14 protein-coding genes and 2 tRNA genes are annotated in these 12,253 nt (G+C 68.0%); 9 read left to right on the top strand and 7 right to left on the bottom strand.

Features of this window, described 5'->3' with window-relative positions; all coding sequences use genetic code 11:
* The first annotated feature begins 191 nt into the window (after positions 1-191).
* From ACFVTM_RS22315 to ACFVTM_RS22330, 4 genes are all read left to right on the top strand, one after another.
* Positions 192-401: a hypothetical protein gene (locus tag ACFVTM_RS22315; protein WP_390206356.1), complete on the top strand. Its 210-nt coding sequence runs from the start codon at positions 192-194 to the stop codon at positions 399-401.
* Positions 402-512: 111 nt separating this feature from the next.
* Positions 513-1,310 (top strand): HNH endonuclease family protein, encoded by a 798-nt coding sequence (locus ACFVTM_RS22320; RefSeq protein WP_390206358.1) that lies wholly within the window; start codon positions 513-515, stop codon positions 1,308-1,310.
* A 21-nt stretch (positions 1,311-1,331) separates the two neighbouring features.
* Complete coding sequence (locus ACFVTM_RS22325; RefSeq protein ID WP_390206359.1) at positions 1,332-1,784, top strand: DUF1579 family protein; 453 nt, start codon at positions 1,332-1,334, stop codon at positions 1,782-1,784.
* 9 nt (positions 1,785-1,793) lie between these two features.
* Positions 1,794-2,504, top strand: coding sequence for an alpha/beta fold hydrolase (locus ACFVTM_RS22330; RefSeq protein ID WP_390206360.1), 711 nt, complete (start codon positions 1,794-1,796; stop codon positions 2,502-2,504).
* Between the two features lie 16 nt (positions 2,505-2,520).
* On the opposite strand, the gene def is transcribed toward ACFVTM_RS22330, so the two are convergent.
* From def to orn, 4 genes are all read right to left on the bottom strand, one after another.
* Positions 2,521-3,093: a peptide deformylase gene (gene def / locus ACFVTM_RS22335; RefSeq protein WP_390206361.1), complete on the bottom strand. Its 573-nt coding sequence runs from the start codon at positions 3,091-3,093 to the stop codon at positions 2,521-2,523.
* Positions 3,094-3,133: 40 nt separating this feature from the next.
* Positions 3,134-4,288, bottom strand: a complete 1,155-nt coding sequence (locus ACFVTM_RS22340) for an acyl-CoA dehydrogenase family protein (RefSeq protein ID WP_390206362.1) — start codon at positions 4,286-4,288, stop codon at positions 3,134-3,136.
* A 139-nt stretch (positions 4,289-4,427) separates the two neighbouring features.
* Positions 4,428-4,500, bottom strand: a tRNA-His gene (locus ACFVTM_RS22345).
* A 131-nt stretch (positions 4,501-4,631) separates the two neighbouring features.
* Positions 4,632-5,276, bottom strand: a complete 645-nt coding sequence (gene orn / locus ACFVTM_RS22350; protein WP_390206364.1) for an oligoribonuclease — start codon at positions 5,274-5,276, stop codon at positions 4,632-4,634.
* 168 nt (positions 5,277-5,444) lie between these two features.
* On the opposite strand from orn, the gene mptB reads away from it, so the two are divergent.
* Positions 5,445-7,070, top strand: coding sequence for a polyprenol phosphomannose-dependent alpha 1,6 mannosyltransferase MptB (gene mptB / locus ACFVTM_RS22355; RefSeq protein ID WP_390206365.1), 1,626 nt, complete (start codon positions 5,445-5,447; stop codon positions 7,068-7,070).
* A gap of 12 nt (positions 7,071-7,082) precedes the next feature.
* On the opposite strand, the gene ACFVTM_RS22360 is transcribed toward mptB, so the two are convergent.
* Positions 7,083-7,778 carry a DNA alkylation repair protein gene (locus tag ACFVTM_RS22360; protein ID WP_390206366.1) on the bottom strand — a complete coding sequence of 232 codons (696 nt, stop codon included), beginning with the start codon at positions 7,776-7,778 and terminating at the stop codon, positions 7,083-7,085.
* A 78-nt stretch (positions 7,779-7,856) separates the two neighbouring features.
* Between ACFVTM_RS22360 and map the strand changes: the two genes are divergently transcribed.
* A complete protein-coding gene (gene map / locus ACFVTM_RS22365; protein WP_390206368.1) occupies positions 7,857-8,624 on the top strand; it encodes a type I methionyl aminopeptidase in 768 nt (255 codons plus the stop codon).
* Between the two features lie 21 nt (positions 8,625-8,645).
* On the opposite strand, the gene ACFVTM_RS22370 is transcribed toward map, so the two are convergent.
* The gene (locus tag ACFVTM_RS22370) at positions 8,646-9,320 is read right to left on the bottom strand and encodes a GNAT family N-acetyltransferase (protein WP_390206369.1); all 675 of its coding nucleotides are present in this window, start codon (positions 9,318-9,320) and stop codon (positions 8,646-8,648) included.
* A gap of 113 nt (positions 9,321-9,433) precedes the next feature.
* Here ACFVTM_RS22370 and ACFVTM_RS22375 point away from each other — a divergent pair, with 113 nt between their 5' ends.
* Positions 9,434-10,450 (top strand): magnesium and cobalt transport protein CorA, encoded by a 1,017-nt coding sequence (locus tag ACFVTM_RS22375; protein WP_390206371.1) that lies wholly within the window; start codon positions 9,434-9,436, stop codon positions 10,448-10,450.
* Between the two features lie 63 nt (positions 10,451-10,513).
* Here the strand turns inward: ACFVTM_RS22375 and ACFVTM_RS22380 are convergent.
* Positions 10,514-10,586 (bottom strand) — tRNA-Arg (locus ACFVTM_RS22380).
* A 243-nt stretch (positions 10,587-10,829) separates the two neighbouring features.
* Between ACFVTM_RS22380 and ssb the strand changes: the two genes are divergently transcribed.
* Together ssb and ACFVTM_RS22390 are read left to right on the top strand one after the other, a co-directional pair.
* Entirely contained in the window at positions 10,830-11,384 is a 555-nt protein-coding gene (gene ssb / locus ACFVTM_RS22385; protein ID WP_390206373.1) for a single-stranded DNA-binding protein, read from the top strand.
* 64 nt (positions 11,385-11,448) lie between these two features.
* Positions 11,449-12,135, top strand: a complete 687-nt coding sequence (locus ACFVTM_RS22390; RefSeq protein ID WP_390206375.1) for a DUF6993 domain-containing protein — start codon at positions 11,449-11,451, stop codon at positions 12,133-12,135.
* Positions 12,136-12,253 lie beyond the last annotated feature (118 nt).

The raw sequence follows: 12,253 nt of genomic DNA on the forward strand, positions 1-12,253 counted from the left end.
TTGTGTTAGCTCTCGACAAGCACCACACAACACCCGGAGGTCCTCTTATTGCGACAAATCATCCCCTCGTGTCACCAACGTCCCGGGACAGTACATCTAGCCCCCGGGCTAAACGTCCCTGACCGGGACTTGTTCCCCTTTTCCCGGCCGGTTCACTGGAATCGGTCGGGAAAGGGAACCACAATGGTGCCATGGAACAGAACCCGGCTGTTGAACACGAGACCACCCTGGAACACGCGCTGGACGTCGCACGGCGCAACGCGAAGGAAGCCAAGCGGCTACTGGACGACGCAATGGTCAAACGCGAGGCCGGTGAAGTCAACGACGACCGGGTGAACCAGCTCCAGTCGCTGCTGGACCTCGCCAACCAAGACCTGAAACGCGTCACGCGGGAACAATAGCCGACGGCGTTTACCGCCACCGGTCCCCAACACTGTGGACAACCGCCCGGGTGTCGGAGCACCCGCGTAGGCTCAGGGCGTGCAGTCAAAACGCCGCCAGCGGCCGCCCTCATGACCGTCACCTGGACGGAATTCCGCCGCGCCCGGCGCCGATCCCGCCAGGCGTGGTTTCTGCTCGCCGCGGCCGCGCTGGCACTCCTCGGCGGCCTGGTCTGGTTCTTCACGGCCGGCCAGTTTGCCGCCGCCGAGCCGCGGACACCGGGTCCCAGCGAGGCCCCCGTGCTTGCCGAGGGATGGATGAAGCCGGTGGAGGCGGTCCGGTCCGTGCCGGAGGGCAGCGCCGCCGGCGTGCTCGATACCCTCGCGGTTAAGGGGCGGTCGGCAAAGGACAACTACGACCGGAGCGCCTTCGGCCAGGCCTGGCTCGACGTCGACCGCAACGGCTGCGATACGCGCAACGACATCCTCCGCCGGGACCTGGCGGCCGCGGAATTCGTCAGTGGTTCCCGGTGCCAGGTGGCTGGCGGCACGTTCCAGGAGCCGTACACCGGCCGCATGATCGCGTTCCGGCGCGGCCCCGAAACGAGTGCGGCAGTGCAGATCGACCACGTCGTGGCGCTTGGCGACGCATGGCAAAAGGGCGCCCAGCAGCTCACCGCGCAGCAGCGCGAACACCTGGCCAACGACCCCCTCAACCTGATCGCCGTCGACGGCCCCGCCAACCATGACAAGAGCGCCTCCGATGCCGCCACCTGGCTGCCGCCTAACAAGGCTTTCCGATGCCACTACGTTGCCCGCCAGATTTCGGTCAAGGCGGCCTACCAGCTGTGGGTCACGGCCGCAGAGAAGGAGGCGATGAAACGGATCCTCGCCTCGTGCCCGGGGCAGCAGACGATCGTTCCGGGTTGACGCTGGTTTGTAGACTGCAGCATGGACATTGTGAAATACGTGACGCCGCTGCTGGGCAGCTGGCAGGGAACAAACCGCCTCCGGATCATGCCCACGGACGATTACGAGGATTCGGTGGCCACCGCCACCGTCGAGGTGACCGCGGCGCATTTCGCGAGCGTTGCCTACACCTGGTCAGACGGCGCGAGCCCCCAGGAGGGTCTGCTGCTCCTGGCCGGCGGCGCGTCCGACGAGGACCCTGCCACCGCCGTGTGGGTGGACTCCTGGCACACGGGCAAGGCCCTGATGCAGTTCTCCGGGACTGTCGGCGAGGACGGAGTACTCCGGCTCAACGGCTCGTACGCGGCGCCCAGCGGCCCGGACTGGGGCTGGCAGATCCACATCCACCCGGGCGCGGCCGCCCGCATTACCATGCACAACATCGTCCCAGGTGAGGACCCATATCAGGTGGTGGACCTGGCACTGGACCGGTAGGGTACCGGCATGGACATCATCCTCGTACCCGGATTCTGGTTGGACGCCTCGTCATGGGAGGACGTCACCCCGCCGCTCTCCGCGGGCGGGCACAAGGTCTACCCGCTGACGCTCCCCGGCCTGGAGTCGGCCGACGCTCCGCGCGCAGGCATCGGCCTGCGCACCCACATCGACGCCGTCGTGGCGAAGATCGATTCCTTCGACGCGCCGGTGGTCCTGGTGGGCCATTCCGGCGGCGGCGCCATCATCCACGGCGCCGTGGATGCCCGCCCGGACCGGGTGGCCCGAGCTATCTACGTGGACAGCGGTCCGCTGGGCGAGGGCGGGGTCATCAATGATGAACTCCCGGCCGAGGGCGAGGACGTGCCGCTGCCGCCGTGGGAGCTCTTCGAGGACGCGGACCTCACAGACCTGACCGACGACCTGCGCGGCATGTTCCGCGCCCGCGCCATCCCGCAGCCCCGCGGCGTGGCCCAGGACCGGCAGCAGCTCAAGGACGAACGCCGCTTCGACGTTCCGGCCACCGTGATCGCCTGCGAATTCCCGTCCTCGATGCTGCGGGAAATGATCGCCGGCGGCCACCCATACGTGGCCGAACTCGGTCGGATACGCGACGTCGAGTACGTGGACTTGCCCACCGGGCACTGGCCGCAGTTCACCAAGCCTGCCGAGCTCGGCGCCGACATCCTGGCCGCCGTCGACCGCACGCAGGGGAGCTAGCCGGCCCCCCGCGCGGTCAGTGGCCGAACGGGTCCGGATCCACGCCCGGCATCCAGGTCAGGCCGGGAACGCCCCAGCCGCTGCGCTTGGCCTGTTTCATGGCCTTGCGCGAATAGCGGTCGATCAGCCGGTTGACGTAGAGCTTGCCGTCGAGATGGTCGTACTCGTGCTGGATGACCCGGGCGAACCAGCCGGTCGCCTCGAATTCCACCGGCTGCCCGTCGCCGTCGAAGCCCTGGACCCTCGCCCACTCGGCCCGCTTGAGCGGGTACTGGCCGCCGGGGAAGGACAGGCAGCCTTCTTCTTCCTCGTCGGGGTCCGGCAGCGCGCCGGAGACCTTGGAAAGTGTCAGGACGGGGTTGACCACGACGCCGGTGGGCGGGGCGCCGTCGTCGTTGGCGTACTTGTACACGAAGAGCCGCTTGCCGACCCCCACCTGGGGTGCGGCGAGGCCGACGCCGTTGGCGGCGTCATTGGTCTCGAACATGTCGGCGATCAGGGTGCGGAGCTCGTCGTCGAAGACGTCGACTTCCGCGGCCCGGCGGTGCAGTACGGGCTCGCCCCAGATCGTGATGGGCAGGACGGTCATGTCAGGAAGGTTCCTCAGGTGCTGTTGGAGACGCGGCAGCTCAGCCGGCGATGGTGCGGCCGACGACGTCGCGCATGATTTCGTTGGTGCCGCCGAAGATCGTCAGCAGCCGGGCGGCCAGGAAGGCCTGCGCCACCGGGTATTCCATGATGTAGCCGTAGCCGCCGTGCAGCTGCAGGCAGCGGTCCGTGACGGACTTGGCGCGCTCGGAAGCCCACAGTTTGGCGCGGGCAGCGCCGGCGGCGTCGAGCTCCCCGGCGTTGAAGGCCAGGATGGCCTGGTCCACGTACGCTTCGGTGACCTCGACCTCGGTGAGGATGTCCGCGAGCTGGAAGCGGCTGTTCTGGAAATCGATGATCCGCTCGCCGAACGCGTTGCGGTCTTTCGTGTAGCGGACGGTCTCCTCGTACATGGCGCGCACGACGGCGGAGCTCGCCACGGCGATCGCCAGGCGGCCCTGGGGGAGCTGCTCGGCGGCGTACTGCAGGCCCTTGCCTTCCTCGCCCACAAGATCGGCGTGCGGGACACGGACGTTGTCGAAGAACAGTTCGGCCGTGTCGGAGGCTTTCAGGCCCATCTTGTCCAGCTGCTTGCCGGTATTGTAGCCCTCGCCCTTCTGGACCATGAACAGCGAGAACGAGTCGTGGTTTCCGCGTCCGGTGCCGCCGTCGGTACGGGCCAGGACCAGCGAGGCGTCGCCGGAGATGCCGTTGCCGATGAACGTTTTCTGGCCGCTGATCAGCCAGTCGTCGCCGTCGCGCACGGCTTTGGTGCGGATGCCGCGCAGATCGGAGCCGGCGCCCGGCTCGGTCCAGGCGACCGAGGTGACCTTCTCACCAGAAACCATGCCCGGCAGCCAGCGGGACTTCAGGTCATCGGAGCCGTAGGCCAGCAGGTGGGGGAGGACCATGTCGTCGTGCAGGTGGAACGCCAGGCCCACAGCGAGATGGTTGCTCTTGGCGAATTCTTCGTCGAGCACGGCCCGGAAGCGGTAATCGGACATCCCCATGCCGCCGAAATCCTCCGGCACGGCCAGGCCCAGCAAACCCTGCTCGCCGGCCGTCGACCACAGGTCCCGGGACATCATGTGGTCCTCGTCCCACTTGGCGTAGTGAGGGGCAACCGCGCGCACGTTGAACTCGGCGGCCATCTCACGGAACATCTCGTGGTCTTCTTCAAAGAGCTTGCGCTTCACTGCGTTTCCTTCCAACGACAGATCCCGGGACGACTGCACAGACCCAAAACCAAAAAAACCGTACAGACAACAAAGGCCGCACCGGATATCCGGTGCGGCCTTTGGAAAAGGTCGGACAATCACTGCCGTCCTTCATGAGGGTGAGCGACGGGGGTTGAACCCGCGACCTCCTGGACCACAACCAGGCGCTCTGCCAACTGAGCTACGCCCACCATGTGCCGTATCAGGCCCTCCGGCGAACCGGCTGGCTGGAAAGGCAACGACAAATAGCTTACCTGTTGTTCGGGGGTGGTTTTGCCACTTTTGCGGTTTTCGCCAAAATTTCAGCAAAAAGTGGCGCAGATTACTTTTCCGCCGGCTCGTTTTCCGCAGGACCGGTGTCTTCGCCGCCCATGACGCGCTTGGCGATCCGCTGCGCTGTGGCACTGTCCGGGCCTGGCGCAGGGACAAACACGGCCTCGCGGTAATACCGGAGTTCATCGATCGAGTCCTTGATGTCGCCGAGGGCCCGGTGCCCGCCCATCTTGGCGGGGGACTGGAAGTAGGCCCGGGCAAACCAGCGGCGTGAGAGTTCCTTGATGGTGCTCACGTCGATCACCCGGTAGTGCAGGTGCTCCACCACCTCGGGCATGTCGCGCACAAGGAACACGCGGTCGGTGCCCACGGAGTTACCGCCGAGCGGAGCCTTCCTCGGGTCCGGCACCCACTTCTTGATGTACTCGAGCACGGCGGCCTGCGCTTCGGCCATGGTCTTGCCGTGCGGCAGCTCCGCCAGGAGGCCGGACCGCGTGTGCATGTCGCGGACAAAGTCGTTCATCTGGGCCAGCGCGGCGTCGTCGGGCTTGATCACGACGTCGACGCCGTCACCCAGGATGTTGAGCTCCGAATCGGTCACCAGGGCGGCCACCTCGATGAGGGCGTCATTCTTGGTGTCCAGGCCGGTCATTTCGCAGTCGATCCAGACGATGCGTTCGTTAGTAATAGGCACCCGCCCAGCCTACCGTTCCGACGCCACAGGGCCGTCCGGTGCTAGGATTTCGGATACGCGGCCGTCGAATTAATTCGTCAACTCACTTCGTGAACGCGGCGCCCCGGGCCGGAAATTCGGCCGACTGTGGGCGGAACTATTGCCCACAACAGATTGGACGATCCTGACATGACGGCGCCTGTGCCTGCGGCGGGGGAAACGGCTGCCGGTACGTCCCTCACGTCCCCGTCCCGCCCCTCTGCGCCCGGCCGGCCCGCGCAGGGCTCGCTTTTATCGCGCCCGGCGCGGGACGACGCTGCCGGCGACGTCGACAACCCCCGGTCCCCGATCCTTGCCGGGTTTCTGGGATCACTGTTCATGACGATCGGTTCGATCGGGGTCGGCTGGCTCGCCCCCGCGTCCGAGCTCCGCCGCGTTCCGCTGTTCATCTGGATGCGCACCGAGGCCTTCGGCGTCGCCCTGTCCATTGTCCTGCTGGCCTTCGGCGGCATGCTGCTGGTCCGCGCCTGGCTGCGGCTCGGCCAGCGCGTCCGGGTCTGGGGAGCCGGCGCCCGGAAGGCCACGCTCCAGGCGACGGTGGCCTGGGGCCTGCCCCTGATGTTCTCCGTGCCGCTGTTCAGCCGCGACGTCTACGCGTACATCGGCCAGGGCCGGCTCATGGTGGAGGGCTTCAACCCCTACGAAAACGGCATCTCCGCGCTGTCCAACTACTTCCAGCTCGGCGCCGACAGGATGTGGACCGAAGCCCCGGTCCCGTACGGGCAGCTGTTCCTGTGGATCGAACAGTTCGTGGTCTGGGCCACCAACGTGCACCCCGAAGGCAGCATCATGCTGTTCCGGATGGCCGCGCTGGTGGGCGTGGTCCTGTGCGTGGTCTACGTGCCAAAACTGGCCGAGCTCCACGGGGTGAACCCCAACCGGGCCCTGTGGCTGACCGCAGCGAACCCGCTGTTCCTCACCAACTTCATCGCCAGCGTCCACAACGACTCCCTCATGATCGGCCTTGCCCTGGCCGGCCTCTACTACTGCGCCACGCGCCGGGTCGTCCTCGGCATCGTGCTGGTCACGCTGTCCATCTCGGTCAAGCCGATCACGGTGGTCTTCCTGCCATTCATCGGCCTGCTGTGGGCGGGCAGGGGCGCCAGCTGGCCGCGCAAGTTCGTCTTCTGGGCGCTCACGGCCGGCCTCAGCGTGGCCCTGCTGTACGCCATGAGCCGGGTCAATGGCTTCGGCTTCGGCTGGATCAACGGGCTCTCCGCCCCGGGCAGCATCTGGATCTGGTACGCGCCCGTTGGCCTGGTGGGCCTGATCGTGGCCTCCATCTCCAACGCGTTCGGCCTCGACGGCTGGGGGCTGGCCAAATGGGCGTTCGACGCCGGCAAGCTGCTCGCCGTCGGGATCGTCGCCTGGCAGATCTTCCGCGGTGATTACGACCGGCTGATGCGCCGTCTCACCCTGGCGTTCGCCGCCGTCGTGCTCCTGTCCCCAATGATCCAGTCCTGGTACATCGTCTGGCTCATCCCGCTCTTTGCCGTGACCGGCATCCGCGACGACTGGCAGGTCAAGGCGCTCTACTTCATCGTGTCTTTCTTCATGGTGTACGCGATCTCGGACCAGCTCGATGTCTTCCCGTACCTGCAGACCGCGGACCTTGGCCTGGCGCTGGCTTTGGCACGCAACGCCGCGGCCATCATCGCCCTGCTGTTTGCCCTGTACCTGATCTTCCTCGACCCGAAGACCAAGCAGCTGTTCAGCAAGTCGGACGAGCCGGTCACGACGCGGCCCATCATCTAGCGCTGGTTCTGGCTAGGCGGCCAGGTTCCTGAGCGCTTCCGTGCGCGACAGCGGGCTGAGATCCGTCCAGTGCTGCTGCACGAACGCCCGCACCCAGTCCGGATCCGTCCTGGCGTACTGGCGCAGCGCCCACCCGATCGCCTTGCGGATGAAGAACTCCCGATCGTTGAGGTTGGCCTCGATCACGGCTGCCAGGAGGGCCGTGTCAGTGGCGGATTTCGCCCCCAGCTGCGCCGTGATGGCCGCCCGCCGCACCCAGAAGTCCTCGTCCGTGCTCCAGCGCCCCAGCACCGGCGTCAGCTCTGCCCGGTGGGCCTGCAAGAGCGCGCCCAGCCGGTTCGCCACCCCGTCCACCAGGTCCCACCACGCTCCCGTGCGGATGATTTCCTCGTAGACGGCGAGCATGCTGAGCTCCGCGGCGGCGAGCTTAAGCCCGGTGAGGTCGATCGCGGCATAGCGTTCCTCACGGCAGGCGGCGGTCCGCCACAGCGCGAGCACGGTTGACTGCAGTTCCGCAAGACTGCCCGGAGGGTGCGCCGCGGCTGCGGACTTGACGATCCTGCGGACCTCGGGCACCCGCACGCCCAGGGACGGCATCTGCGATTTCATGTAGGCCTGCGCCCCCTCGGCGCGGCTTGGATCGGCCGCAGCCTGCAGTTGGCGGTGGATCGCTTCAATCAGTTCCGTGGTGACTTCAGTGGTGACCATAGGGCCACTGTAGACATCCACCGGCGGGCCCTAGAGTTGAAGCCAGCAAGCCGCGGCTCCGCGTCGGAAGGAAACCCCATGTCCATGATCAAGAGTCCCGAAGAGATCGCCCTGATGCGTGAGGCGGGCCGGGTGGTGGCCAATACGCTGGCGCGGGTCCGGGAGGCCGCCGCCGTCGGCGTCTCGCTCAAGGAACTCGACGAGGTCGCCGCGGCGTCAATCGCCGACGCCGGGGCCACCCCGGCGTTCCTGAACTACCGGCCGCGGTGGGCGTCGGTCCCGTTTCCCGGGGTCATCTGCACGTCCGTCAACGACGCCGTTGTGCACGGCATCCCCAACGAGTACCGGCTGCAGGACGGGGACCTCCTGAGCGTGGACTGCGGCGCGTTCCTGGCCGGCTGGTGCGGCGATGCGGCTGTCAGCTTCGTCGTGGGAACTGCCGACCCTGCGGACCAGGCCCTCATCGAGGCCACGGACGCGGCCCTGGCGCGGGGGATCGAAGCAGCACGGATCGGGAACAAGATGGGGGATCTGGCCTACGCGATCGGCGGGGCGGCACGCCGGGCAGGCTACGGGCTGCTCGCCGACCACGGCGGCCACGGGATCGGCCGGACCATGCATGCCGAGCCGCACGTGCCCAACGACGGACGTCCCGGCCGGGGCATCAAACTGACCGAGGGCCTGGTCATCGCCATTGAGCCGATGCTGATTCTCGGCCGCAAGGACGACTACTACCATGACGACGACGAATGGACCCTCCGCTCGGCGAGCGGCCGCCGCGCGGCGCACAGCGAGCACACCGTCGCCATCACCGCCGCCGGGCCCGTGATCCTGACACTGCCGTAGGACTCCGCCTGAGGACTCGGCTTAGTGCTCGCGGCCGGCGCCGCGGCCGGCGCTGTTACCGGCGCCAGGCGGGGGCGCCGTCAGGCGGACGACGGCGCGTCCCGGCACCGCGTCGCTGACCACCGTGAAGCCGGCCGCCACGAAGAGCCCCAAGGTGCCGTGATAGAGGTCAGCCGGGCCCGCCTTGGGCCGCTGAGCGGGGTCCACCGGGTAGCCCTCCACCACCGTGGCGCCGTGGGCGAAGGCGTGTTCGACGGCGGTTGCCAGCAGCGCCTCCGCCACACCGGTCCGGCGATGGCCGGGGGCGACGACGAAACAACTGACCGACCAGGGATGCTCCGCCGCCGGGGCTTCAGACGCTGACGCGTCCGGCGCTGTCTTTGCGGCAGCGGCCAGCACCTTCGAACGCAGGATCCTCGGGTAGCACTCACGCGGCTCGACGGCGCACCAGCCAACCGGGTCCCCCTCGCGGTAGGCCAGCACACCCGGCGCGGGCCGGCCGCCGTCGAACTTGTCCCGGAGCTGGACCTTCCGCTGGTCCGGAGTCGTAGCGGACCATTCGCTGCCGGTCAACGCGAAGAACCGGCACCAGCAGCGTGACGGTTCGCCGCGGACGCCGAAGAGGCGTTCGACGTCGGGCCAGTCCGCAGCTGCGGTGGTAATGGCAGCCTGGCTCCGGTGTTCTGCTTCGCCCATGGAAAGAGGGTAGCGCCCGCAGGCTTCAGGGCGTGCAAGGGCGGCTGTTGGCACCGGCCCGGGCACGGTATAACGTCACAGCCAAGGGAAAGCCTTGAAGAGGAGGCGCGGCCGTGACCATTGTCGACAACGCCGTTTACGTGGACGGCCACCGGACCGCCGACCCGGAAGACCTCGACGAGACGTATTTCCTCCTGCGGCAGCGCCAGGGCATGGCCTGGATCGGGCTCTACCGGCCGGACCCGGACGAGCTGCGTTCGGTGGCGGAGGAATTCGACCTGAGCCACCTTGCCGTGGAGGACGCGCTCGCCGGCCACCAGCGCGCAAAGCTGGAGCACTACGGGGAGACGTTGTTCCTGGTGCTGCGGCCCGCCCGGTACCTGGACGAGGTGGAGAAGGTCGAATTCGGCGAGATCCACGTGTTCGCCGGCCCGGACTTCGTGGTGACTGTCCGGCGGGCCGAGTCGCCCGACCTGGCCCGGGTGCGCCGGCGCATGGAGTCCGAACCGGAATTCCTGGCGCTGGGCCCGGACGCGGTGCTGTATGCGATTCTGGACCAGGTGGTGGACGAGTACGAGCCGGTTGCCGCGGGCCTGGAAAACGACATCGATGAGATCGAAGATGACCTGTTCGCCGCCGACCCCGGGGTGTCGCGCCGGATCTATGAACTCTCCCGCCAGGTCATCACGTTCCAGCGGGCGACGGCCCCCCTGGCCGGAATCCTGCAGACCCTCATGGGCAGCGGACCGGACGGGGTGCCGGACCCCGAACTGCAGGACCATTTCCGCGACGTCCTGGACCACGCCATCAGGCTGGGGGAGCGGGTGTCTGCCTTCCGGGCGCTTCTGCAAAACGCGCTGGCCGTCAACGCAGCCCTCGTCGCCCAGCGGCAGAACGACGAGATGCGGCTCCTGACGGAGTCGAGCTTCGCCCAAAACGAGCAGGTCAAGCGGATCTCCTCATGGGCGGCCATCCTGTTCGCCCCGACGCTGATCGCGTCGATCTACGGCATGAACTTCCACGATATGCCTGAACTCAACTGGATCTTCGGCTATCCGATGGCACTGGCGCTCATGATCGGCATGGGCGGGATCCTGTACCTGACGTTCAAGCACAACAAGTGGATCTGACGTTCCGGCTGAAAAAGGAAGCGGCTCTGACTGCGTGTGTGCAGGTCAGAGCCGCTTTTCTTGTGCCCCAGGAGGGAATCGAACCCCCGACCGGCGGATTAGAAGGCCGCTGCTCTATCCCCTGAGCTACTGGGGCACGCTGGTGCCCACCGGCTGCTGCCGGGGACGCCTCAAAAAGTTTACAGTGCCGGACGGCCGGTGGGGGTCAATGCCGGCCGAATGCCTGTCCTGCGGCCGGACCACTCCCCAACACGGCCCCGGCATTTGCCGCCGGCGGCGGGTTTTCCACATGGCACAGTCCGCCCCTCCCCGGCTGATAGCCCCGGCGGGATGCTGGAACTGCCCGGCTGGGCACGACAATTCGAGACAGGACATGAGAATGAGTGACAACATTACGGTCCGTGGCTTCGTCGCCTCGGAGATCAGAAGTGCGACCACCCCCGGTGGCGTGGCTACGGCGAACTTCCGGCTCGGCGCCACCGAGCGCCGCTACGACCGCGGATCCAGCACCTGGGTGGACGGCAACACCAACTGGTTCACGGTCCAGGGCTACCGGCAACTGGCCGGCAACATCGGCTGCAGCATCAAGAAGGGCCAGCGGGTCATCGTCGTTGGCAGGCTGAAGATGCGCAGCTGGGAAAAAGACGGCAGGGTCTACCACGACGCCGAAATTAATGCGGAGTCCGTCGGCCACGACCTCATGTGGGGCTCCGCCAACTTCACGCGCTCCGCCGCGGCCGGAAGCCAGGCGGCCGCCGTGCCCGGCGCCCCGGGTGCTGCCGGCACCGGGGACGGCGACTCCCAGCAGGCCGAAGAAGGGGATGCAGGCGGGGACGGCGGTGCCGAGCACCACGGGACGTTCATCGATGACGCGAGCGGAGAGGAAGAGGTGGTGGACCAGGAAACCGGCGAACTGAAAGGGGCCGCGGCCTGATGCCCGGGGGCCCAGGCCGAGGTATGCACCGGAACGGGACATCACCGCGTGTCAGAATTGCCGGGTGCTAAACGCCAGGATCAGTGCCGGACGGGCGGCGGCTGCCCCCGCCGCGGGTGGCGGCCGCCGCCGCGGCCGTCAGGTCAGCCGTCGGGGCCGTCGTCGGGGCGGTTGGCGGATGCTGGCCGCTCCGGTGGCCGCAACCGTGCTGTTGCTGCTCGCAGCTTCCGCCTGCTCGATGCCGGCCGGCGGCAGTGGAACCGGGGCCACCGGATCCGCGGCCACCGGATCTGCAGCCACCGGATCCGCAGCCGCCGGATCTGCAGCCCCCGGATCCGCAGCCGCCGGATCTGCAGCCCCCGAACCCGCAGCCGCCGGATCTGCAGCTTCTGAACGCACGCCGCTCGCCGCGTCCCCTTCGCCGATCGCGCCAACTCCCGCCGGCGGGGCCCAGACGGCCGGCCACGAGCTGAAATCCACGGTGGAGGCGGCCCTGAAGGCCGCGGTCGGCGCCGGGGACCAGCCCCGGACGGACCGCATCCGCACCGCCTTGATTGACGCCGGAATATCGGCCGGCGCCGTGGAAGTGACGGCCGCCCGGACGCCCACCGGACTGGCCGCCGACGCCGTGGAGGCCGCCGTGCGCGACGGCGGCAACTGCATCGTTGCCCAGATCCGCAACGGCAGCGTCGCCGTCAGCATGCTGCCGGGCCTGGCCTCCGGCGGCTGCCTCGTGGGCGTCCGGGACTGAGCCGAACAGTCCCGGCGGGGCACGGCTGCGGGGGCAACCCGGGTCGCTGAGGCAAGGGCGGGGGGGCGACCGCCAGAGCCAGGGCGGCGGCGAGGGCGCCGGCAACCGGCTCGTCGAG

The sequence above is a fragment of the Arthrobacter sp. NPDC058130 genome (assembly GCF_042884475.1).
In the GTDB taxonomy this organism is placed as follows: Bacteria; Actinomycetota; Actinomycetes; order Actinomycetales; family Micrococcaceae; genus Arthrobacter.